This window comes from Streptomyces sp. AC512_CC834 (genome assembly GCF_019049325.1).
Lineage (GTDB): Bacteria > Actinomycetota > Actinomycetes > Streptomycetales > Streptomycetaceae > Streptomyces.
The window spans coordinates 17,115-39,877 of sequence record NZ_JAGMUO010000007.1; the positions used below are offsets into that span (position 1 = coordinate 17,115).

At 71.4% G+C, this 22,763-nt stretch carries 20 protein-coding genes; 8 read left to right on the forward strand and 12 right to left on the reverse strand.

Annotation, left to right across the window (positions count from 1 at the left end):
- Positions 1-7 precede the first annotated feature (7 nt).
- The 6 genes from KUM40_RS00565 to KUM40_RS00590 form a co-directional block, all read right to left on the reverse strand.
- Positions 8-1,330: an Nramp family divalent metal transporter gene (locus tag KUM40_RS00565; RefSeq protein WP_217161622.1), complete on the reverse strand. Its 1,323-nt coding sequence runs from the start codon at positions 1,328-1,330 to the stop codon at positions 8-10.
- Between the two features lie 67 nt (positions 1,331-1,397).
- Entirely contained in the window at positions 1,398-1,970 is a 573-nt protein-coding gene (locus tag KUM40_RS00570) for a hypothetical protein (RefSeq protein ID WP_217161624.1), read from the reverse strand.
- 90 nt (positions 1,971-2,060) lie between these two features.
- Positions 2,061-3,542 (reverse strand): GntP family permease, encoded by a 1,482-nt coding sequence (locus KUM40_RS00575; protein ID WP_217161626.1) that lies wholly within the window; start codon positions 3,540-3,542, stop codon positions 2,061-2,063.
- Positions 3,543-3,653: 111 nt separating this feature from the next.
- Positions 3,654-4,064 (reverse strand): RidA family protein, encoded by a 411-nt coding sequence (locus tag KUM40_RS00580; RefSeq protein ID WP_217161628.1) that lies wholly within the window; start codon positions 4,062-4,064, stop codon positions 3,654-3,656.
- The gene (locus KUM40_RS00585; RefSeq protein WP_217161630.1) at positions 4,061-4,825 is read right to left on the reverse strand and encodes an IclR family transcriptional regulator; all 765 of its coding nucleotides are present in this window, start codon (positions 4,823-4,825) and stop codon (positions 4,061-4,063) included. Before KUM40_RS00585 ends, KUM40_RS00580 begins: the two co-directional genes overlap by 4 nt.
- The gene (locus KUM40_RS00590) at positions 4,822-5,910 is read right to left on the reverse strand and encodes a sugar kinase (protein WP_217161632.1); all 1,089 of its coding nucleotides are present in this window, start codon (positions 5,908-5,910) and stop codon (positions 4,822-4,824) included. The genes KUM40_RS00585 and KUM40_RS00590 overlap by 4 nt, the downstream gene beginning before the upstream one ends.
- A 131-nt stretch (positions 5,911-6,041) precedes the next feature.
- Here KUM40_RS00590 and KUM40_RS00595 point away from each other — a divergent pair, with 131 nt between their 5' ends.
- From KUM40_RS00595 to KUM40_RS00610, 4 genes are all read left to right on the forward strand, one after another.
- Positions 6,042-7,361, forward strand: a complete 1,320-nt coding sequence (locus KUM40_RS00595; protein WP_217161634.1) for an amino acid deaminase — start codon at positions 6,042-6,044, stop codon at positions 7,359-7,361.
- A 10-nt stretch (positions 7,362-7,371) separates the two neighbouring features.
- Positions 7,372-8,982 carry an amidohydrolase family protein gene (locus KUM40_RS00600; RefSeq protein WP_217161636.1) on the forward strand — a complete coding sequence of 537 codons (1,611 nt, stop codon included), beginning with the start codon at positions 7,372-7,374 and terminating at the stop codon, positions 8,980-8,982.
- An 86-nt stretch (positions 8,983-9,068) separates the two neighbouring features.
- On the forward strand, positions 9,069-10,280 hold the full coding sequence (locus KUM40_RS00605) for a pyridoxal phosphate-dependent aminotransferase (protein ID WP_217161638.1): 1,212 nt from the start codon (positions 9,069-9,071) through the stop codon (positions 10,278-10,280).
- An 87-nt stretch (positions 10,281-10,367) separates the two neighbouring features.
- Positions 10,368-10,802, forward strand: coding sequence for a hypothetical protein (locus tag KUM40_RS00610; RefSeq protein ID WP_217161639.1), 435 nt, complete (start codon positions 10,368-10,370; stop codon positions 10,800-10,802).
- Between the two features lie 414 nt (positions 10,803-11,216).
- Here KUM40_RS00610 and KUM40_RS00615 read toward each other — a convergent pair whose 3' ends face one another.
- The gene (locus tag KUM40_RS00615; protein ID WP_217161640.1) at positions 11,217-13,058 is read right to left on the reverse strand and encodes a phosphoenolpyruvate carboxykinase (GTP); all 1,842 of its coding nucleotides are present in this window, start codon (positions 13,056-13,058) and stop codon (positions 11,217-11,219) included.
- Positions 13,059-13,399: 341 nt separating this feature from the next.
- Between KUM40_RS00615 and KUM40_RS00620 the strand changes: the two genes are divergently transcribed.
- The 3 genes from KUM40_RS00620 to KUM40_RS00630 are packed head-to-tail and all read left to right on the forward strand — an operon-like array spanning position 13,400 to position 15,303.
- Positions 13,400-14,107 carry a hemolysin III family protein gene (locus tag KUM40_RS00620; protein ID WP_217161641.1) on the forward strand — a complete coding sequence of 236 codons (708 nt, stop codon included), beginning with the start codon at positions 13,400-13,402 and terminating at the stop codon, positions 14,105-14,107.
- A gap of 49 nt (positions 14,108-14,156) precedes the next feature.
- Complete coding sequence (locus KUM40_RS00625) at positions 14,157-14,888, forward strand: Mut7-C ubiquitin/RNAse domain-containing protein (protein ID WP_217161642.1); 732 nt, start codon at positions 14,157-14,159, stop codon at positions 14,886-14,888.
- A 49-nt stretch (positions 14,889-14,937) separates the two neighbouring features.
- Positions 14,938-15,303: a hypothetical protein gene (locus KUM40_RS00630; RefSeq protein ID WP_217161643.1), complete on the forward strand. Its 366-nt coding sequence runs from the start codon at positions 14,938-14,940 to the stop codon at positions 15,301-15,303.
- Positions 15,304-15,345: 42 nt separating this feature from the next.
- Here KUM40_RS00630 and KUM40_RS00635 read toward each other — a convergent pair whose 3' ends face one another.
- On the reverse strand, positions 15,346-17,436 hold the full coding sequence (locus KUM40_RS00635) for a thioredoxin domain-containing protein (RefSeq protein WP_217161644.1): 2,091 nt from the start codon (positions 17,434-17,436) through the stop codon (positions 15,346-15,348).
- 117 nt (positions 17,437-17,553) lie between these two features.
- On the opposite strand from KUM40_RS00635, the gene KUM40_RS00640 reads away from it, so the two are divergent.
- Positions 17,554-18,120 carry a Uma2 family endonuclease gene (locus KUM40_RS00640; protein WP_217161646.1) on the forward strand — a complete coding sequence of 189 codons (567 nt, stop codon included), beginning with the start codon at positions 17,554-17,556 and terminating at the stop codon, positions 18,118-18,120.
- A gap of 104 nt (positions 18,121-18,224) precedes the next feature.
- On the opposite strand, the gene KUM40_RS42015 is transcribed toward KUM40_RS00640, so the two are convergent.
- The 4 genes from KUM40_RS42015 to KUM40_RS00655 all read right to left on the reverse strand — a co-directional run bounded on the left by KUM40_RS42015 (position 18,225) and on the right by KUM40_RS00655 (position 22,748).
- Positions 18,225-18,347, reverse strand: coding sequence for a hypothetical protein (locus tag KUM40_RS42015; RefSeq protein ID WP_302180773.1), 123 nt, complete (start codon positions 18,345-18,347; stop codon positions 18,225-18,227).
- 309 nt (positions 18,348-18,656) lie between these two features.
- Entirely contained in the window at positions 18,657-19,832 is a 1,176-nt protein-coding gene (locus tag KUM40_RS00645; protein ID WP_217161648.1) for an FHA domain-containing protein, read from the reverse strand.
- Positions 19,829-21,646 (reverse strand): protein kinase, encoded by a 1,818-nt coding sequence (locus KUM40_RS00650; protein WP_308401022.1) that lies wholly within the window; start codon positions 21,644-21,646, stop codon positions 19,829-19,831. The genes KUM40_RS00645 and KUM40_RS00650 overlap by 4 nt, the downstream gene beginning before the upstream one ends.
- 73 nt (positions 21,647-21,719) lie before the next feature.
- Positions 21,720-22,748 (reverse strand): serine/threonine-protein kinase, encoded by a 1,029-nt coding sequence (locus KUM40_RS00655; protein WP_308401023.1) that lies wholly within the window; start codon positions 22,746-22,748, stop codon positions 21,720-21,722.
- Positions 22,749-22,763 lie beyond the last annotated feature (15 nt).

Genomic DNA, 22,763 nt, shown 5'->3' on the forward strand with positions numbered 1-22,763 from the left:
GGCCCGTCTAGAAGAACTCCGACCACGGCTGGTCCCAGACCTGCTTCACGCACAGCACCAGGAACAGCAGGCCGGCGATGGCGAGCATGCCGTTGCTGAGGCTGCCGTTGCGCCACTCGCGGGGTGTGCGGGAGGAGTTGAGGAGCCAGATCAGGGTCAGGGCGAGGAAGGGCATGAAGGCGGCGCCCAGGACGCCGTAGATGATGATCAGGCGGAAGGGCTCGTCCTGGAAGAGCAGGATCATGGGCGGGAAGGTGAGCCAGAGCAGGTAGGCGCGGAAGGTCCAGGAGCGTTCGCGGCGGCCGGAGGCCAGTTCGTCGCCCCGCGCCTCCCGTTCACCGCGCCGCCGGGCCAGGAAGTCGGCGAACATCAGGCTCACGCCGTGCCAGACGCCGATCAGCGACGTGAAGGACGTGGCGAAGAAGCCGATCAGGAAGAGCTTCCCGGTCGCCGTACCGTACTGGTCCTCCAGGATGTCGCCGAGCTGGATCAGGCCCTTGCTGCCGTCGGCGATCGCGATGTTCGCCGAGTGCAGCAGTTCGGCGCCGACGAAGAGCATCGCGACGACGAAGATGCCGGTCGTGGCGTAGGCGACCCGGTTGTCCAGGCGCATGACCTTCATCCAGCCGGTGTTGGTCCAGCCCTTGGCGTTGACCCAGTAGCCGTACGCGGCCAGCGTGATGGTGCCGCCCACGCCGCCGATCAGACCGAGGGTGTTGAGGACCGAGTCCTTCTCGTCCGGGAGGACCGGGAGGAGTCCGGCGAAGGCGTCGCCCAGGTTGGGCGTGACCCTGATCGCCAGGTACACCGTGATCACGAACATGACGCCCACCAGGACCGTCATGACCTTCTCGAAGACGTTGTACTTGTTGAACCAGACGAAGACCAGGCCCACCAGACCGCAGGCGATGCCCCACCATTCGAGGTCCATCACGTCCGGGAAGAGCGCCTGGAGCGGCAGGGCGCTGGACGACATCGCCGCGGCGCCGTAGACGAAGCCCCAGATCACCGCGTAGATCGCGAAGAACCACGTGGTCCAGGAGCCGATGCTCGCCCAGCCGTCGAAGAGTGTGCGGCCGGTGGCCAGGTGCCATCGGCCGCACGCCTCGGCGAGGGAGATCTTCACCAGGCAGCCGATGACCGCGGCCCACAGCAGGGTGTAGCCGAAGTTGCTGCCCGCGATGAGGGTGGCGACGAGGTCGCCGGCGCCGACGCCGGTCGCCGCGACGACGATGCCGGGGCCGATGTAGCGCCAACTGGACTTACGAGGAGCCGATCCGGCCCCGCCCGATACGCCTACGTCTGCCGTGTTGCCCGTGGTGTCCGCCATGCGGGTCAACAAAGCCCATGAGCGCCGGTCGTACAAGAGGGCGTGCGTGGATCTTCACCCGATGCGCTTACTCCTTCCCGTCCGCGGACTCCTCCGTCTCGGGTTCGGGCTCGGGCTCGGGCTCCGCATCCGCCTCGCCGTCGTCGAAGTACGCGTCCAGGACCTCGTCCAGGGCGGATTCCCACTCCTGGAAGCGGCTCCGGGACGTCGCCTCGATCTCGATCGGGTACCAGCGGCGGTCCGGCGTGTGCACCGTGACGGTGAACCGCTTGCCGAAGCGGCCGGTCTCCGTCTCGACGGCCCCGACCTCCTCCCAGCGGAACTCGCACCTCTGGTCGTCGAGGGAGAGACGTACGCCCTTGTGGTCGGCGACGATCTTGGCGCGACGGTCGGCGGCCTCGAAGACGGGGCCGTCCACAGGAGCCTCGTCGTCCTGTTCCGCGGTGTCCTCGGCGGACGGTTCGCCGACGGCTGAGGGCTCCGAGGTCTCCTCGGTCTCCGCGTCGGCGTCCTTCTCCGCCTCGTCGCGTCTCACGTCCTCCGGCTCACCGGACACGGGTGCGGTGAGCCCGGGGATGAATGCCGGGTCGAATCCGGCGCCTTCCAGGGGCTGGCTGGTCGATCCTCTGCGCTGCTCCACAGCGGGCAGTATGGTCGACGATCCTGTGTCGGGCACAGCCAGCCCCAACTTCGTTATGAGACGCCTACACGAGACGACTGCACGAGACGCCTACACGAACAGGCTCAGCAGCGCGGCGACCACGAAGCCGGCGACCGACAGGACGCTCTCCAGCACGGTCCACGTCTTGAGCGTGTCCCGCTCGCTGATGCCGAAGTACTTGGCGACCATCCAGAAGCCGCCGTCGTTGACGTGCGAGGCGAAGATGGAGCCCGCCGAGATGGCCATGATGACCAGGGCGACGAACGCCTGCGAGTGGTCGCCCTCGGCGAGCAGCGGCGCCACGATGCCCGCCGTCGTCACGATCGCCACCGTCGCCGAGCCCTGGGCGACCCGCAGCACCAGGGAGATCAGGTAGGAGAGGACGATCACCGGCAGGCCGACGTCGTTGAAGGTGTCGGAGAGTGCCTGGGCGACGCCGCTGGCGCTGAGGACGGCCCCGAAGACGCCGCCCGCGCCGACCACCAGCAGGATGTTGCCGACCGGCTTCAGCGAGGCCGTCGAGACGGTCTCCAGGGACTTGCGGGACCAGCCGCGCCGGATGCCGAGCAGGTAGTAGGCGAGGAGCAGGGCGATGGTCAGGGCCACGAACGGGTTGCCGAAGAACTCGACCACCGAGCGGAGGGTGGACGGGTCCAGGGCGATGGAGGAGAAGGTCGCGGCGAGGATCAGGACCAGCGGGGTGCCGATGATGCCGATGACCGTGCCGAGCGCGACCGGGCTCTCGTGCGGCGCGACGCCGGCCTTGGTCTGCTCGTCGATGACGGCCTGCTTGGCCTCCGCGGCGGCCTCGACCATGTCCTGCGGTACCGGCACGAAGATGCGGCGGCCGATCCAGGCGGAGAACACCCAGGCGGCGAGCACGGCGGGGATGCCGCAGACGATGCCCATGAGGATGACCCAGCCGAGTTCGACGTGCAGCAGCCCGGCGGCGGCCACCGGCCCGGGGTGGGGCGGCAGGAACGCGTGGGTCATCGACAGGCCGGCCAGCAGCGGCAGGCAGTAGAGCAGGATCGACTTGCCGGAGCGCTTGGCGGCGGCGTAGACGATGGGCGCGAGGACGAAGATGCCCACGTCGAAGAAGACCGGGATGCCGAAGATCAGGCCGGTGAGGCCCATGGCGAGGGGGGCGCGCTTCTCTCCGAAGAGGCCCAGGAGCCGGGTGGCCAGCACCTGTGCCCCACCGCTGACTTCGAGGATCGCGCCGAGCATGGTGCCCAGGCCGATGATGATGGCGACGTGGCCGAGGATGCCGCCCATGCCGGACTCGATGGTCGAGACGGCGTCGGACTTCTGGACGGTGCCGAAGAGTTCGGTGACCGACAGGCCGGCGAGCAGGCCGACGGCTATGGAGACGGCGAGCAGCGCGACGAAGGGCTGGAGCCGCACCTTGATGATCAGGAAGAGCAGGAGCGCGATGCCGATCGCGGCGACGGTCAGCAGACCCGCCGTGCCGTCGATCAGCGTGAGCAGACCGCCGGTGTGCGGTGGGGTCTCGGAGGCGGCGGCGAGCTGGAGGGATATACGGGACATTCGGGGGTCCTCTGGGTGAACACACTCGGCTTTCGGGCAAGGAGGATCGCGGCACGGCACCCCCGGGAGCGGGAGGCGCCGTGCCGTGCACAGACAGGCGGGAGGTGGGCGTCAGCCCAGTACGGCCAGCGCGTCGATCTCGATGAGGAGGCCCGCGGGCAGTCCGACGTAGACGGTCGTGCGCGCGGCGGGCGGCTGGGTGAGGCCCTGCTCCTCGAAGTACGCGTTGTAGATCTCGTTCATCTCGGCGAAGTGGTCCACGTCCGTGAGGTAGACGCGGATCATCATCACGTCGTCCCAGGAGGCGCCGCCCTCCTCCAGGATCGCCTTGACGTTGGCGAGGGTCTGGAGGGTCTGCTCGCGCAGGGTCGGGCCGGCCGGGGTGGGGGCCTTGCCCTCCTCGTGGGGGAGGAAGCCGACCTGGCCGGCGACCTGGAGGATGTTGCCCTTCTTCACGCCGTGGGAGAACTTCGCGGGGGGAACGGTGTGGGTCGCGGGGACGAGAGCGGTCTTGTCGGTCATGCGGTGACTTCCTTGGCTGGGGTCCTGCCGGAGTACTCGCCGCTGATGGCGTCCGCCGTACGGCGCACCAGCGGGAGCAGGGTGAGGAGTTCGTCGGCGGTGACGACGACGTTCGGCGCGGAGACCGACATGGCGGCGACCACCCGGCCGTCGGCGCCCCGGATGGGCGCGGCGACGCAGTTGATGGACTCCTCGTGGCCACCGAGGTCGGTGGCCCAGCCCTGTTCGCGCACCTTGGCGAGTTCCTTGAGGAACCCGTCGGCGTTCGGTGTCGAACGGGCCGTGTACATGGGGTAGTCGAGCTGCTCGGCCACGGTCCGGCGCTCGTTTTCGGGGAGGTCGGCCAGCAGCAGCTTGGCGACGGCCGCGACGGTGATGGCGACGGGCTTGCCGATGCGCGAGTACATGCGGACCGGGTAGCGGCTCTCGACCTTGTCAATGTAGAGGACCTCGTCCTCCTCGTGGACGGCGAGGTGGACGGTGTGGCCCACCTGTTCGTTGAGGCGTACGAGGTGGGGGTGGGCGATCTCGCGGACGTCGAGGTTCTCCATCGCCTCCTGGGCGAGGGAGATGAGCCGGGCGCCGAGGCGGTAGCGCTGGTCGGACTGGCGGTAGACGAAGCCGTGCTCGTGGAGCGTGCGCAGCAGGCGCAGCGCCGTGGACTTGTGCACGCCCAGGCGCTCGGCGACCCTGCCCAGGTCGGCGGGGCCCTCGGCGAGCAGCGGCAGGATGCTGAGCGCGCGGTCGACGGTCTGGCTCATGGCGTACGTACCTCCTCGTCGGCCCTTTCGCCGGCCTCGCCGCCGGCCCGGTCGCCGGCCTGGGTCCAGCCGGGGCCGAGTCGCAGTCTCCCCCACGCGGTGTCGTCGAGGGCGGCCAGGCGGTCGGCGTGGTCGCGGGCGGGGGGCGTGGCGAGGTCGCCGGGGACGGTGAGGGCGGCGGCGGCCATGAGGTGGCCGTGGCGCAGGCGCTCGCGTACCGGCAGCCCGCGCAGGGTGGCGGAGAGGAACCCGGCGGCGAAGGCGTCGCCCGCGCCGACGGCGGCGACCACGTCGACGGTGAGGGCGGGCACGGTGGTGACGTCGGCGCCGTGGAAGGCGGTGGCGCCGGTCGCGCCCTGCTTGACGACGAGCAGCTCGGGCTCGGGCAGCGCGGCGCGTACGGCGTCGGGGCCGCCGAGGCCCCAGGCGTCCCGTGCCTCGTCGTCGCCGACGAAGACCAGGTCGGCGCCGCGGGCCAGGTCGAGGAGCACCTCGGGGCCGTGTCCGTGACCCGCGTCGCGCCACAGGCCGGGGCGGTGGTTGACGTCGAAGGAGACGAGGGGGCCGCCGGGGCTGCGGGGGCTGCGGGCGGTCAGCTCGCGCGTCAGGGCGAGGCAGTCGGCGGAGAGCGCGGGCGTGATGCCGGACAGGTGGAGGACGCGTCCGGAGCGGATCGCGTCGAGGTCCATGGTGTCGGGCGACATCGCGGAGGCGGCCGAGCCGGCCCGGTAGTACGCCACCTCGTGCGCGTCGGTGGCCCGGTCGCCGGCGGTGCGGAAGTAGATGCCGGTCGGGCGGGCGGGGTCCCGGCGTACGGCGGAGACGTCGACGCCGTAGGCGCCGATCGCCTCGACGAGGTGGTCGCCGAAGCCGTCGGCGCCGACCCGGCCGACCCAGCGCGCGGAGTGTCCGGCGGCGGCGAGCACGCAGGCCACGTTGGACTCGGCGCCGCCGATGGCACGGTCGAAGGAGGGCACGTCGGCGAGGCGTCCGGGGCGCGAGGGGAGGAAGGTGACCATGGACTCGCCGAGCGCGACGACGTCCACGACGTCGGGGGCGGTGCTGGTTCGTCCGGTGGCGGTCACGATGGTGAGGGCTCCCTTGCGGCATTGCGGCGGCTCCGTTGACCCCGCGTTCGCCGAGATGTTAGACAGCAGTGAGCGATATACGCAACGATCGTTGCAGGATTTGCAACGCATCAGACCAGGGAGGCTCCATGGCCCTCGACTCCGGCCCCGTCAACGGCCGCGAAGCCCTCGCCCGTCTGGCCGAGGAGCGCGTCGACCACCGTTTCAAGGGCCTCCCGCCGGACGCCGCCGGACTCACCGTCGCCGAACTGGCCGGTCAGCGCCGCAACCTCTTCACCGGCGGTTTCGCCACGCCCGTGCTGGCCCTGTCCGCCGAGCGCCTGGAGCACAACCTCGCGCTGATGGAGACGTACGCGACCCGGCACGGCCTCGCCTTCGCGCCGCACGGCAAGACCTCCATGGCCCCGCAGCTCTTCCACCGCCAGCTCGAACACGGCGCCTGGGGCATCACCCTCGCGGTGCCGCACCAGGTGTGGGTGGCGCGGGCCTTCGGCATCGGGCGGATCTTCCTCGCCAACGAGCTGGTCGACGCCGCCGCCCTGCGCAGGCTCGCCGCCGAGCTGGACGCGGACCCGGACTTCCGCTTCGTCTGCTACGTCGACTCCGTGCGCGGCGTCGAGCTGATGGACGCGGCGCTGACCGGGGCAGGGGCCGGCCGCCCGGTCGACGTCGTGGTCGAGCTGGGTGCCGGTGAGGGGGCCAGGACCGGGGCGCGCACGGAGGCGGAGTGCGCGGCGGTCGCCGACGCGGTGGCCGGCACGCGGACGCTGCGGCTGGCGGGGGTCGCCGGGTACGAGGGCGAGGTGCCGGACGCCGACCCGGAGCGCGTGCACGCGTGGCTGCGGCGGCTGGTCGCGCTGGCCGTCGACTTCGACAAGGCCGGGCGGTTCAGCGGTCTGGAGGACATCGTGCTGAGCGCGGGCGGCAGCGCCTGGTTCGACGCGGTGGCCGACGTGTTCGCCGAGGTCCCGGACCTGTCCCTGCCCGTCCTCAAGCTGCTGCGCTCGGGTGCCTACGTCTCCCACGACGACGGGCACTACCGGGAGGTGACCCCCTTCAACCGCGTCCCCGCCGAGGGCGCCCTGGAGCCCGCGTTCCGGCTGTGGACGCAGGTGGTCTCCCGCCCCTCGCCCGAGCAGGCCTTCGCCAACGCGGGCAAGCGCGACGCGGCCTACGACCTCGACCTGCCCTTCGCCCAGGTGGTCCGCTCCGCGGACGGCGGCCCCGGGCGCCCCGAGCGCCGGGAGCGTCCGGCGACCGGCATCACGGTGACCGGCCTGTCCGACCAGCACGCCTGGCTGCGCACCGCCCCGGAGGCGGAGCTGGAGGTCGGCGACTGGGTGGGCCTGGGCCTGTCCCACCCGTGCACGTCCTTCGACAAGTGGCAGCTCATCCCCGTCGCGGAGGCGGACGGGACGGTCGTCGACTACATCCGCACGTTCTTCTAGAGGAGGGCACATGGAAGAGCTGGTCATCAGGGACGCCGACGTCGTGGACGGCTCCGGTGCCGATTCCTACCGCGCCGACGTCGTGGTCGACGGCGGCCGGATCGTCTCGATCGTCAAGGAGGCGGCGGCCGCCGGCTGCCAGCGTCCCGAGGCGCGCCGGGAACTGGACGCCGAGGGCCTGGTCCTGAGCCCCGGCTTCATCGACATGCACGCCCACAGCGACCTGGCGCTGCTGCGGGACCCGGACCACAGCGCCAAGGCCGCCCAGGGCGTCACCCTGGAGGTCATCGGCCAGGACGGGCTGTCGTACGCGCCGGTCGACGACCGCACCCTCGGCGAGGTGCGCCGCGCGATCGCCGGGTGGAACGGCCCGGGCGACGACGTCGACTTCGACTGGCGGTCGGTCGGCGCGTACCTGGACCGGCTCGACGCGGGCATCGCCGTCAACGCCGCCTATCTCATCCCGCAGGGCACGGTGCGTGCCCTCGCGGTCGGCTGGGACGACCGGGACGCGACCGACGCCGAGCTTCAGCACATGCGGCGGCTGGTCGCCGAGGGCATGGAGCAGGGCGCGGTCGGCATGTCGTCGGGGCTGACGTACACGCCGGGCATGTACGCCAAGGACGCCGAGCTGACCGAGCTGTGCCGGGTGGTGGCGTCGTACGGCGGCTACTACTGCCCGCACCACCGCTCGTACGGGGCGGGGGCCCTCGAGGCGTACCAGGAGATGGTGGAGCTGAGCCGGGAGGCGGGCTGCCCGCTGCACCTGGCGCACGCCACCATGAACTTCGGCGTGAACGAGGGCAGGGCACCGGAACTGCTGACGCTGCTCGACGAGGCGCTGGCCACCGGCGCCGACATCACCCTCGACACCTACCCGTACACCCCCGGCTGCACCACCCTCGTGGCGCTGCTGCCGAGCTGGGCGAGCGAGGGCGGCCCGGAGCAGATCATGAAGCGGCTGGCGGACGACGACACCGCCGAACGCATCCGGCACCACATGGAGGAGATCGGCTCCGACGGGTCCCACGGCGTGCCCATGGAGTGGGACACGATCGAGATCTCCGGCACGGGCGACCCGGCGCTCGCCGAGTACGTCGGCCGTACGGTCCTGGAGTCGGCCCGGCTGCGCGGCGAGACCCCGTGGACGGTCACCCGCCGCCTCCTGCTGACCGACCGGCTGGCGCCGACCGTCCTCCAGCACGTGGGCCACGAGGAGAACGTGCGCGCGATCATGCGGCACCGCGTCCACACCGGCGGCTCGGACGGCATCCTCCAGGGCGCAAAGCCGCACCCGCGCGCCTACGGCACCTTCCCGCACTACCTCGGTCACTACGTGCGCGAGCTGGGCGTGCTCTCGCTGGAGGAGTGCGTCGCCCACCTCACCTCGCGCCCGGCGGCTCGGCTGCGGCTGCCGGACCGGGGTCTGGTCCGGGAGGGGTACCGGGCCGACCTGGTGCTCTTCGACCCGGCGACGGTCGCGGCGGGCAGCACGTACGAGAACCCGCGGGTGCTGCCGACGGGCGTCCCGTACGTGCTGGTCGACGGGCGGTTCGTGATGGCGGACGGGCGGCGCACGGACGTACTGGCGGGGCGGTCGGTGCGGCGGAGCTCCCGGTGAACGGCGAGACCCGCCCGAACCGTCGCACGTCTCAAGTGGCGGATAACACGACCCATGGAACGTAACCGGGTCGTAAGCTCACGGACATGCAGGTGATCCAGTCGACCAAGCTCGCCAACGTCTGTTACGAGATCCGGGGTCCGGTGCTCGAGGAGGCGATGCGGCTGGAAGCGGCCGGTCACCGCATCCTGAAGCTGAACACCGGCAACCCTGCAGCCTTCGGCTTCGAGTGCCCGCCGGAGATCCTGGAGGACATCCTCCGCAACGTCTCCACGGCGCACGGCTACGGCGACGCGAAGGGCCTGCTGGCGGCCCGCCGGGCGGTCGTCATGCACAACCAGACCCTCGGCATAGAGACGGACGTCGAGCACGTCTTCATCGGCAACGGCGTCTCCGAGCTGATCGTGATGGCGATGCAGGGGCTGTTGGACGACGGCGACGAGGTGCTCGTCCCGGCGCCGGACTACCCGCTGTGGACGGCCGCAGTCTCGCTCTCCGGCGGCACGGCGGTGCACTACCGCTGCGACGAGCAGTCCGACTGGATGCCGGATCTCGCGGACGTGGAGCGGAAGATCACCGACCGCACCAAGGCGCTCGTCATCATCAACCCGAACAACCCGACGGGCGCGGTGTACGACGACGCGATGCTGCGCGGGCTGACGGACATCGCCCGCCGGCACAACCTGCTGGTCTGCTCCGACGAGATCTACGACAAGATCCTCTACGACGAGGCCACGCACACCCCGACCGCCGCGATCGCCCCCGACCTGCTCACCCTCACCTTCAACGGCATGTCGAAGGCGTACCGGGTGGCCGGCTACCGGGTCGGCTGGATGTCGATCTCCGGGCCCCGCGCGCACGCCGAGTCCTACATCGAGGGCCTGACGATCCTGGCGAACATGCGGCTGTGCGCCAACATGCCGGGCCAGCACGGCGTGGTCGCGGCGCTCAGCGGGCGGCAGACCATCAACGAGCTGGTGCTGCCGGGCGGCCGGCTGCGCGAGCAGCGGGACGCCGCCCACGAGGCGCTGACCAGCATTCCGGGCGTGACCTGTGTGAAGCCGAAGGGCGCGCTGTATCTCTTCCCGCGGCTCGACCCCAAGGTCTTCAAGATCAAGGACGACCGTCGCATGGTCCTGGACCTGCTGCGCCAGGAGAAGATCATGGTCGTCCAGGGCACCGGCTTCAACTGGCCCGAGCCCGATCACTTCCGGGTGGTGACCCTGCCCACGGCCGTGGATCTGCGCGAGGCGGTGGGCCGGATCGGAAACTTCCTGGACGGCTACAGCCAGCCTTGAGCCCGCTACCAGGTTCGCGCGAACTCTCTCAACTTTAGATTCGATCTAATGTAGGATGGTTTCCTGAAACCCTCAGGAGGCCGTCCCATGTACGAACCGATCCGCGCCAAGTCGGTACACAGCACGACGGCCGGCACCCCTTCGGACTTCCCCCACCGGTCCCGGGAGGAAGAGCTGGACATCCAGCTCGCGAGCCATCTCGCGGCCCTGCTCGCCGTCACGGACGAGCTGCGCGCGCTGGCCCCCGCCACCGACCTGGACACCGCGGCCGACCGGCTCGCCGGACAGGTGGCCCGGCTGCGGGGTGGGGCGGTGCCGGTCCGCGTGCCGGTGACCGCCACCCGTCTCGCCGCCCGTCCCGCGCCGCGTCCGGCGGCCCTGCACCGGCGGGCGCACACCCTGGCGGCGCGCGCCCTGGTGGTGGCCGCCTCCCGCGCCGACACGGCGGTCGCGATCCTGACCGCCGAGCGCATGGACGCGCACTCCGCGGCCCTGGAGCCGCGCGAACTCGCGTCGCGCTGAGCCCTCCGGGCTCCTCGGACGGCCCCGGCCCGCGCGCACCCGCAGCGACGCGCATGCACTGCGTTGGCTTTGGCGGATCGCTACGGCGCCGTGGGACTGTTCGCCGGTCGGCGGCTTCCCGTAGTCCTGGGCTGGTCGCGCCCACGCGGCGGAGCCGCACATCGACACAGCCCCGCGCCCCTCCAGGGCGCATACCGCACCGGCGTTGCAAATGCTGAAGGGCCGGGTCCTCCGCACGCCGTTGTGCGGGGGGCCCGGCCCGGGCGGGGTCTTCACGTGCTCCGGGGTACTGCTGAGCTACTGGAGCGCGGGGAGACCCCCTCGCGACCGGCCTTCGTGACGACTTCGCAGGTCAGGGCTAGCCGGACCGGCCGCGGAGATGAGGGGTGGGCGGGAGACGGGTGGCCGCGGTGCTCAGCCCAGGCGCCGCACCAGGGCCCGGTACTGGTCCCACAGCTCGGCGGGCGTGTGGTCGCCGAAGGTGTTCAGGTGCTCGGGGACGAGCGCCGCCTCCTCGCGCCACACCTCCTTGTCGACGCTGAGCAGGAACTCCAGGTCGGCGTCGGCGAGGTCGAGGCCGTCGGTGTCGAGGGAGCCCTTGGCCGGCAGCACGCCGATCGGCGTCTCGACGCCCTCCGCGCGGCCCTCCAGGCGCTCCACGATCCACTTCAGGACGCGGCCGTTCTCACCGAAGCCGGGCCAGACGAACCGGCCCTCGTTGTCCTTGCGGAACCAGTTGACGTAGTAGATCTTGGGCAGCTTGGACTGGTCCTTGTCCTTGGCCACGTCGATCCAGTGACCCATGTAGTCGCCCATGTTGTAGCCGCAGAACGGCAGCATGGCGAACGGGTCGCGGCGCAGCTCGCCGACCTTGCCCTCGGCGGCGGCGGTCTTCTCGGAGGCCACGTTGGCGCCGAGGAAGACGCCGTGGTTCCAGTCGAAGGACTCGGTGACCAGCGGTACGGCGGTGGCGCGGCGCCCGCCGAAGAGGATCGCCGAGATCGGCACACCCCGGGGGTCCTCCCACTCCGGCGCGATGATCGGGCACTGCGCGGCGGGCGTGGTGAAACGGGCGTTGGGGTGCGCGGCGGGCGCAGAGGACTCGGGCGTCCAGTCGTTGCCCTTCCAGTCCGTGAGGTGGGCCGGGGTCTCCTCGGTCATGCCCTCCCACCACACGTCGCCGTCGTCGGTGAGGGCGACGTTGGTGAAGACGGAGTTGCCCCACAGGGTCTTCATCGCGTTGGCGTTGGTGTGCTCACCGGTGCCGGGCGCGACACCGAAGAAGCCGGCCTCGGGGTTGATGGCGTACAGGCGGCCGTCCTCGCCGAAGCGCATCCAGGCGATGTCGTCGCCGATCGTCTCGACGGTCCAGCCGGAGATCGTGGGCTCCAGCATGGCGAGGTTGGTCTTGCCGCAGGCCGACGGGAAGGCGGCGGCCACGTACTTGGCCTCTCCCCGCGGCGGGGTCAGCTTCAGGACCAGCATGTGCTCGGCGAGCCAGCCCTCGTCGCGGGCCATGACGGAGGCGATGCGCAGGGCGTAGCACTTCTTGCCGAGCAGGGCGTTGCCGCCGTAGCCGGAGCCGTAGGACCAGATCTCGCGGTCCTCGGGGAAGTGCGAGATGTACTTGGTGCTGTTGCAGGGCCAGGGGACGTCCGCCTCGCCCTCGGCCAGCGGGGCACCGACGGAGTGCACGGCCTTGACGAAGAAGCCGTCGTCGCCCAGTTCGTCCAGGACCGGCTGCCCCATGCGGGTCATGGTGCGCATGGAGGCGGCGACGTAGGCGGAGTCGGTGATCTCGACGCCGAGCGCGGAGAGCGGGGAGCCGAGGGGGCCCATGCAGAACGGCACGACGTACATGGTCCGCCCGCGCATGGAGCCGCGGAAGAGGCCGCCCTCGCCACCCGTGCCGGTGCCCGTGCCCGTGAAAATCTCCCGCATCTCGGCGGGGTCCTTCCAGTGGTTGGTCGGGCCCGCGTCCTTCTCCTCGGCGGAGCAGATGAAGGTCCGGTCCTCGACGCGGGCGACGTCGGAGGGGTCGGAGGCCGCGTAGTAGGAGTTGGGGCGCTTGATCGGGTCGAGCTTCCTGAAGGTGCCCTTCGCCACGAGCTCCCCGCACAGGCGCTCGTACTCGGCCTCGGATCCGTCACACCAGACCACTGCGTCCGGCTGGGTCAGTTCGGCGATCCCGTTCACCCACGAGACCAGTTCCTGATGGTTGGTGGGGACGGGGGGAGCAGCGATGTCGCGCGCCACGATTGCTCCTAAATGAGGGGTTTTTTGTTTGGAAGGCCCCTTGGGGGCTGCGACCCGGATGCGTGACGATGACCTCGTGGGCGCTCATCCGGTGTCGACCGCACTCATTTGATCCTCTGACGCGAGCGCCCATCTGTCCAGAGGGCGTCACACCTGAGCGGCGTGAGGATCGCCACGTGCCCGCGCCGGGGCGGGTGGACCGAGGCGGGTGGACTGAGGCGGGGTGGCCTGAGGCGGGTAGGGGGTGCGGCGCCGGGCACCCCGTGAGAGGATGGCCACTCACCGTTCGTCATACGTCCGTACTGATACGTAACTTACGGAACCGTAGGTACGATGCGTCCATGACTGCGTCCGTCCCCGACGCGCCCAGGGACTCGGCGGCCGCCGGCCGCGGCGGCCCTCAAGCGCTCTCGCTCCCGTATCCGGCCAAGCCGAAGCTGCGTGGCTGGCTGCACCTCGGCATGTTCCCGGCCGTCCTCGTCGCCGGCCTGGTGCTCACCGCCCTCGCCGAGTCGCCCGAAGCCCGCGTCGCCTGCGGGATCTTCGTCCTGACGGCCTGCCTGCTGTTCGGCGTCAGCGCGCTCTACCACCGGGGCAACTGGAGCCCGCGCATGGACGGCGTACTGCGCCGCCTCGATCACGCCAACATCTTCCTGATCATCGCGGGCACCTACACCCCGCTCACGATGCTGCTGCTGCCCGGCGCCAAGGGCGAGTGGCTGCTGTGGGGCATCTGGGCCGCCGCCGCGGCCGGCATACTCTTCCGCGTCTTCTGGGTCGGCGCCCCACGCTGGCTCTACACCCCCTGCTACCTCGCCATGGGCTGGGCGGCCGTCTTCTACCTCCCCGAGTTCATGCGGGCCGGCGGCATCGCCGTCCTCGTCCTGGTGATCGTCGGCGGGCTGCTCTACAGCGCGGGCGGCGTGATCTACGGCCTCAAGCGCCCCAACCCCTCACCGCGCTGGTTCGGCTTCCACGAGGTCTTCCACTCCTTCACGCTGGCCGCCTTCATCGCGCACTACGTGGGGATCTCGCTGGTCGCGTACTAGCGATCCGCCGGGCCGGGGCAGCACGCCTCACGCGTGGCATCCTGACCGGGTGAACGGTCGCGAGATCCACGTCGAATTCGCCCCCGGACTGGTCCTGTTCGTCCCCCGGGCCCGGCCCACCGGCACGGCCCGCACCACCACCGACGGCGTCTCCACGCTCGGCCACGTCGTGGAGTCCCTCGGTGTGCCGCTGACCGAGGCCGGCACGCTCCTCGTGGACGGCCGCGAGGTGGCGCCCGGATACGTCCCCACCGGCGGCGAGACGGTGAGCGTACGGGCCGTCCGGCACCCCCAGGAGGTCCCGGGAGCCCCGCTGCGCTTCCTGCTCGACGTGCACCTGGGCACCCTCGCCCGCCGGCTGCGACTGCTCGGTGTGGACACCGCCTACGAGTCGACGGACCTCGGCGATCCGGCGCTCGCCGCGCTGTCGGCGGCCGACAGACGGGTCATGCTCAGCCGCGACCGGGGGCTGCTGCGCCGGCGCGAGCTGTGGGCCGGCGCGTACGTCTACAGCACGGACCCCACCGAACAACTGCACGACGTCCTGGACCGGTTCCGGCCCACGCTACGCCCGTGGACGCGGTGCACCGCCTGCAACGGCCTGCTGGAGGAGGCCACCAAGGAGCAGGTGGCGGACCGGCTCAAGGGCGGGACGCAGCGGTCGTACGACGTCTTCGCCCAGTGCACCTCGTGCGGACGCGCGTACTGGAGGGGCGCGCACCACGAGCAACTGGAGGCGATCGTGGAGCGCGCGATGAGCCGGGGTACTCAGGACGGTTGAGTAGACCGGCCGATCGCCAGCGGCCGGCCGGCGCGGTGTGATGGACGGCATGACCACTCTGTCCCGACCCACCGAGCCACACCTTTCCCACCAGCGGCCTTCCCACCCGCCGCTGTCCGCCCATGCCCTGACCGTCAGCTCCGTGGCCGGACTCGTCCTGCTCCTGCCGACCGTCGTCGTCGCCTGGGTCCTCGTGGTCTCCACCGAGCGCGGCACCCGGTGCCTGATGTACGGCGAGCAGTGCTCGCGCATCCCCGGCGGCGCCCTGTGGGCCTGTTTCTGGGCCTCGGCCGCCCTGGGCGTACTCGCCCTGGTCCGGCCCCGCACCCGGTGGGCGTCCGCCAGGTACGCGGCCGTCGTCCTGCAGTGGTGCACTCAGCTCACCCTGGGCGCGCTGATCCTCGCCGGCGCCTGACGGGCAACTCGGATTCGGGCCGATTCCGATGGCCGGGCCGATTCAGCTCTCCATCGCGGCACGCAGCCGCTCCGGGTCGGTCGTCGGCGCGTCACAGGTGAAGTTCCGGCAGACGTACGCGGCCGGCGCCCCGCCCACCAGGGGCCGGTCGGCGAGCAACGGGAACTCGTCGCTCCCCTCGGTCCCGAAGGCGACGACCGCCCCGGGCGCCGTCCCCAGCAGCGCCGTACGGTGCAGCCCCTGCGCGGCACCCTCGGCACCCTCAGCCCGCTCCGCCGCGACGACGGCGACTTCGCGGGGGCCGTCGAGCAGCGCCTCGGCGGCCGCAAGACCCCAGCCGACGAAGCGCGGGACCCGCGGGCCGAGCGCCTTCACCACGCCGAGGGCGTGCTCGGCGGCGGTGCGGTGCGCCTCGGACCCGGTGTGGGCGGCGTAGGACAGCAGGGCACCCGCGGCGGCGCTCCAGCCGGACGGGGTGGCGTTGTCGGTGGGGTCCTGCGGGCGGCGGATCAGCCGCTCGGCGTCGTCCGCGGTGTCGTAGAGCGAGCCGGAGCCGTCGGTGAAGCGGATGAGGACGTGGTCGAGCAGGAAGCCGGCGAAGTCCAGCCAGACGCCCTCCCCGGTGACCGACGCCAGCGCGAGGAAGCCCTCCGCCACGTCGGCGTAGTCCTCCAGCACCCCGGCGTTGCCGCCGGCCCGGCCGTCCTTGCTGGTGCGGGTGAGCCGGGCGTGCTCGTCCAGGTGCAGCCGCACCAGCAGGTCGGCGGCCGCGACGGCGGCCTCGACCAGGTCGGGGCGCTCGAAGTAGGCGCCGGTCTCGGCCAGCGCGGCGATCGCGAGCCCGTTCCAGGCGGCGACCACCTTGTCGTCCCGGCCCGGGGCGGGGCGTCCGTCCCGCGCGGCCAGCAGCCGCCGCCTGATCGAGGCGATCCGCTCCGCGTCGAAGACGCCCTCCTGCTGCGGCAGTTGCAGCACGGAGGCACCCTCCTCGAAGGTGCCCTCCTCGGTCACACCGAAGTACTGCGCGGCCAAGGCCGCGTCGTCGGCGCCGAGGACCTCGGCGAGCTGAGCGGGCGTCCACACGTAGTACGCCCCCTCGACGTGCCGGCCCGCGCCGCCCTCCCGTCGCCCGCCACCGCCCTTGTCCGGACGCGCTTCGCGCGGCACCTCCTCTTCGCTGTCGGCGTCCAGCGCGGAGGCGAACCCGCCCTCCGCGGTGCGCAGTTCCCGCATCATGAAGTCGGCGGTCTCCAGCGCGACCCGGCGGGCGAGATCCGACCCGGTGGCGCGCCAGAGGTGGGCGTAGACCCGGCAGAGCAGCGCATTGTCGTACAGCATCTTCTCGAAGTGCGGCACGACCCACTCGCGGTCCACGGAGTAGCGCGCGAAACCGCCGCCCAACTGGTCGTAGATGCCGCCGCGGGCCATCCGCTCGCAGGTGTCGCGCGCCATCTGGAGGGCGCCCTCGGCGCCGGTGCGGGCGTGGTGACGCAGCAGGAACTCGATGACCATGGACGGCGGGAACTTCGGCGCCCCGCCGAACCCGCCGCGCTGCTCGTCGTACTCCCGGGTGAGCCCGAGCAGCGCCTGCCCGAGCTGCTCCTCGCCGGGCGGCTGCGCGTCGCCGTAGGAGATCTCCCGCCCCGCGAGGTCCCGGACGATCTTCCCGGCGACCTCGGTGACCTCGTCGCGCCGCTCCCCCCAGGCCTGCTGGACGCCCTGGAGCACCTGACGGAAGGACGGCATGCCGTGCCGGGGCTCCGGCGGGAAGTACGTGCCGAAGTAGAAGGGCTCCGCGTCCGGCGTGAGGAACACGGTCATGGGCCAGCCGCCCTGCCCGGTCGCCGCCTGCACGGCCTCCATGTAGACGGCGTCGACGTCGGGGCGCTCCTCGCGGTCGACCTTGACGGACACGAAGTGCTCGTTCATGTACGCGGCAGTGTCGTCGTCCTCGAAGGACTCGTGCGCCATGACGTGACACCAGTGGCACGCAGAGTAGCCGACCGACAGCAGCACGGGCACGTCGCGCCGTCGCGCTTCCTCGAACGCCCCCGGTGTCCAAGGCCACCAGTCGACCGGATTGTCAGCATGCTGAAGCAGATACGGCGAGGTCACACCAGCCAACCGGTTCATACGATCCAGCCTCTCACGCCGCCACGGCCCAGTTCGGTCCCAGAATCCTGGCAGGGAGGGACAGTACGCTGGAACCGAGCAGCACCGGACCTGACGAACACCCGAGGGAGGTACGCCATGACCGCGGAGATGGTCGCCCCCGCATGGATGCACACGCAGATCAGCGCGGAGCAGTACGACTCCTGGTCCAAGGAACAGTGCGCCGGCATCGAGATCGTGGACGGGATGGTCGTCGTGAGCCCGAGCGCGTCCAAGCGGCACAACCGGCTGGCCCGGATCCTGGCCAACGCCCTGGACGCCGCCGCGGGTCCGGATTGGAACGCTGACACCGACTTCGACGTCCGACTCCAGGACGTGCCTCTCACCAACCGGCGCCCGGACGTCATCGTGTACCGGGCGGAAACCATCGACCTCACGCCCACTCGTCCGGAGCATGTGCTCCTCGTGGTCGAGGTCGTGTCGCCGGGTTCAGAGACCACTGACCGGATCGTGAAGGTGGACCAGTACGCGAAAGCCGGGATCCCCTTCTACTGGCGCATCGAGCAGGCCGCCACCGGCGTCCCCATCACCTACACCTACGTCCTCGACCCCGCCACACAGGCGTACAGGGACGGCGACACGTTCACCGGCGTGGTGAAGGCCACCGCCCCTTTCACCGTCACAGTTGATCTCGGGACCATGTGAGGGCCGAAGTAACGCGCGCCACCTGGCACGCGGGCCGGTTGGCTTCCTCCCCCTCGTGAACTTCAGGCGGGGGTATCCACGAGCGGGGGTATCCACGAAAGGGATCAGATGAATTCGGGGGCGCCGGGCTGGTAAGCATCGCGTTTCTCCAGATGCAGAGCGGGTGGGCGGGCCTTGACGGGCCCGTCAAGCCGGACGTGGTGGCGCAGCAGGAACTCGATCACCATGGCACCGGTTCTTCGGCCCAGTCGGCATCTTCGGTGGGCCCTCGCCGACGGCAGAACGCAGACCCGCTCGGTGGTCCTCGTCCGACGCCGACAGCGTGAAACGCGCGCCAGCACATGATCGGCCGCCATAGTTCGAGCGTCCGCTCAAGCGGCCCGGCGCGTTCAGCGTGCTTCCTCAAGGCGGACACGCTCAAAGTGCTGCCTGATGCTGAATGTACTGCTTGACGGCGAGTCATTGATCGTCGGTGGCCGGGCGGGTGGGTAGCGGGTGCCACAGCGGAAGGGCTCGGCGTCCGGTGGGCCGGACCGCTACTGGTTGTCCGCGGGATTGGGGCCCAAGACCGTCCGCGCGCTCGCCGACTTCGGTGGTGACTGGTGCTTGTGTCGTCCGCGCCAGGCGGCTGCGATCTCCGCCGGGAAGCGTCGGCCGCTGCGGGTGAGGTGGACGCCGTCGGTCAGTTCAGCGGTGTCTCCGACATGCAGCCGGACGTAGTCCTGGTCTGCGAGCGGCGTCGGCCGTCCGGCACCGTTGCTCAACAGCAGCGTGCCGTTCCCGCCGAGGTTTCGCAGGTCGACGGCGTGTGCGGAGACGCGGATCGACAGGTGCGCGCGGCTGATCGGGCGTAGGCGGTCGGGCGGGACGTGTCCGTACAAAGAGATGCCGCCGGGGCCCGGTTCGCGGCCGAGGAGCACGGTGGAGTCGGCGTCCAGGGTGAAGCGCTGGACGCAGACGCCGTCCACCAGAAGCTTCAGCTGGGTGATGCCGGTGCGGGGGCCGTCGTCGGTCAGCGGGGTGCGGTGCAGCTCACAGACCGGCACGCCGCGCCTCATCCGCGGCAACAGCACGGCACTGCCCTTGCGGCTGTCGTACAGCGTGCAGCCACGTTCTGGGCAACGCCAGTAGCGGCGTACCACCTCGGTCATCGGCTTACGGTTCCGGCCTGCCAGCAAGCCGTGAGCCTTGAGGTCGGACTCCTCCAGCTTCCGGGATATCTGTGCGGGGCTGCGTGTGCCCATGTCCCGTTCGACGAGCTTGACGGCCCGCACCCGGGTGGGCGCCGGAGCCAGGAACTGGGTGGTGTTGCCCTGGATCCAGGGGTGTGTGAGCCGGAAGTCGGCGAAGCCGTCCCTGCTGACCACCGGCAGCCCCAGCATCTCGGCGAGATCCAGGAGCCTTTCGTCGGCGTCGCTCAGCTCCTCGACCAGCCCGGCCCGCACCCAGCCGGTGAGCAGGGCGGGCTCCAGACGGCCGGGGTACTCGTGGACGCTGTGGCGCAGACTGCGGTCGGCCAGGGCGTACACCATGACGTTGCGGTCGCCGGTCCGCCGGGCCAGCGCGTCGACGACCAGGCCCAGCCGGTCGAGTGAGCGGGCGTGCGAGCCGCCGATGCCCGTGTCCCGCACGACGTTGGACAGGTCGATCAGGGCGTCGGCCTGCTCGGGGTCGCTCGCCAGGTGCGGTTCGATCGCGTGGAGGTCCGTCACACGCCCCGCCAGAGCGTCAGTCGTGTGTACACGTCCGGAAGGTCCGAATCGCTGGACGGGGTGATCCGCTCGACGACGAGCATCGCGAGGTTTCCCTCGCTGGTCTCCGTGCACAGCACGGTGCCGACCTTGATCGTCCGCTTGCGCGTGAGTTCGGTGCTCTCGATCTCTCCGGCGAGGACGTTGCTGCCCGTGGCCTGCCGGCACTGCTCCGGCTTCGTACCGGAGCTGATGCCCATGGGCGTCTCGAACTCCCAGCGCCCGCCGCTCACCTCGTTCATCACCAGCTCCTGGCCGCTCACGATGTCGCCGGCGCCGTAGATCTTCGGTTCGTCGAAATCGACGTCCACCACCGAGGGGTCGGCGGGTGCGCGGAGTGCGAAGGGCTGGTCGTCGATGAGCTTCTCCGGCCCCGGTTCCCGCTGCGTGGGGTTCGCGTCCTCGTCGCCGTCGGCAGGTTGCTGCGGCGACGAGGACGCCCGCGCGGAGTTGTCCTTGCCGCCGCCGGGGTCGTCCTTGCCGCCGCCGTAGTCGTCGTCCGGCCAGACGAAGACGATGAAGGAGATCAGGACGGGCAGCAGGACGAGGGCGCCGACGAGGGACAGGCAGGTGATCAGCACCGGACGCTTCTTCCCGCCGCCGGTGGGCCGCTGCCCCGCCGGCGCGCCGGTGGGGCGCTGCCAGGGGCGGGGTGGCTCCGTGGGCGGGTGGACCTGCGCGTACTGTCCGTGCGGTCCGTACGGTCCGTTGTGCGGCCCGGAGCCTGCCTGCGGGGAAGTGGCCGTGTGGGTGCCGCCGGTGCTCGCGAACCGGTCGCCGGCGGAGCCGTACGGCGTGCCGGCCGACGTGATGGTGTGCACGGTGTTGTCCCGGCCGCCCCCGCCGGTGCGTCCGCCTTGTTCCGGCGGCGTGCCCGCGGTGCCGCCGCCCGGCCGGGGCGGTTGCTGCCAGGCGGTGCGCGCCGCGGCCGCCCGGGCGCCGATCAGTGTGCTGAGCGGCCCCGGCAGCCAGCCGTCGAAGTCCCGCAGTGGCCGCTGTCCGTACTCCTCGCACAGCGCGGCCAGTTCGGCGGTCGTGACGCGTGCCTCGGGCGCTGCGGCGAGGCAGCGCTCCAGCAGCGGCCGCAGGATGCCGGGGTACTGCGACAGGTCCGGCGGGCGGGCGGACGTGTTGGCTATCTGGGTGGCGACGGTCAGTCCGCCGCCCTCGCCGTAGGGGTGCCGGCCGGTGGCGGCAACCGCCGCGATCAGGCCGAGCGAGAACAGGTCGCTCGCCGGTCCGACCGGGTCGCCGAGGGCGTGCTCCGGTGACATGTACTGCGGAGTGCCGATGAACTTCCCGCTGGTGGTGATCTTGGTGGCGTCGGCGGCACGGGCGATGCCGAAGTCGATGACGTAGGGGCCCGACTCCGAGAGCATGAGGTTGCTCGGCTTGAGATCCCGGTGCACGACGCCGGCGGCGTGGATGGCGGTGAGCGCGTGCGCGGTGCAGCCCACCAGTTGGAAGACGGCGGGCAGCGGCAGCGGACCGATGCTGTCGAGAGCCGTCTCCAGCGGGACGCCCGAGACGAACTCGGTGGCCACCCAGGGCAGGTCGCCGTTGGTGTCGTGGTCGACGACCGGCACCAGGTGATAGCCCTGCACCTGGCGAGCGGCCCGCACCTCCTGCTCGAAGCGGCGCCGGAACTCCTCGTCCTGACCGAGCTCACGTCGGATCAGCTTGAGTGCGACCGGCTGACCGCCACGCGTGTGGGAGAGGTAGACCGTGCCCATGCCGCCCTCGCCGAGCCGGGCCACCAGCCGGTAACCCGCCACCTCCTGCGGGTCGTCGCCACGCAGCGCGCCGAGAACGGTTTCGGTCTCCTTACTGATGACAGCCTCCTTTGACTCAGGTGTACGGAGCGCGGGGCCGTGGCCCGTCCGGCAGCGTCAGGGGAACGGTGGCCCGCCTCGTCGCGCGCACCGTCGGAGCCTCGGGGCCTTCGACGCGACGGCGGCACTCCCGCTCCAGTGCCGCCGCCGTGGCGGCCAGCGCCGGCGGCAGCCGTCCGGTGTCCCGCGCTCCCACGACCGACCGGGGCGCGGTACGGCCGGCGAGCTCCACCGCGGTGGGCCGGTCGGCGGGCTCGGGGGCGAGGCAGGCGGCCACGTCGTCCCGCAGCTCCTCGGGCAGCGACATGAGGTCGGGTGGTTCGGTGTCACTCGCCGCGATCCTGGCGGCCACGGCGAACGCCGGTCCCGTACCGAAGGGGTGCCGACCGGACGCGGCCTCGGCGGCCAGCAGCCCGAGCGCGAACACGTCGCTCGCCGGACCGGGCCGGCCACCCAACGCGTGTTCGGGCGACATGTACTGCGGAGTGCCCACCAGCCGGCCGGCGGTCGTGATGGTCACGTCGGCTGCCGCGCGCGCGATGCCGAAGTCCAGCAGCCAGGGCCCGTCGGTGGCCAGCAGCACATTTCCCGGTTTGACGTCCCGGTGCACCGTCCCGGCCTCGTGCACCGCGGCGAGCGCGCGGGCGGTGCCGTGCAGCAGTCGGCGCACAGTCGCCGTCGGCAGCGGACCGTGCCTGCGCAGGGCCGTCGCCAGTGGCACGCCGGGAACGTAACGGTGCAGCAGCCAGGGAGGGCTCGAACGCCCGGACACGTCGTGGTCGAGCAACGGCACGACATGCCGACCCGCTACCCGTCCCGACGCCTCCGCCTCCCGGGCGAAGCGGGCCAGGAACGCGCTGTCCTTCGCGTACTCGCGCCGGATGACCTTGAGGGCTGCGGGCTGTCGCCCCGGAGTACGGGAGAGGTAGACGGTCCCCATGCCACCTGTGCCGAGGCGTGCGAGTACGGGGTGGCCGGCGATGTCACTCGGGTCGCCCCGCTCCGGTTCGGCCAGGAGTCCGGCGCACGCGGCCACAACCGCCACCTGTCGCTCCTCCCC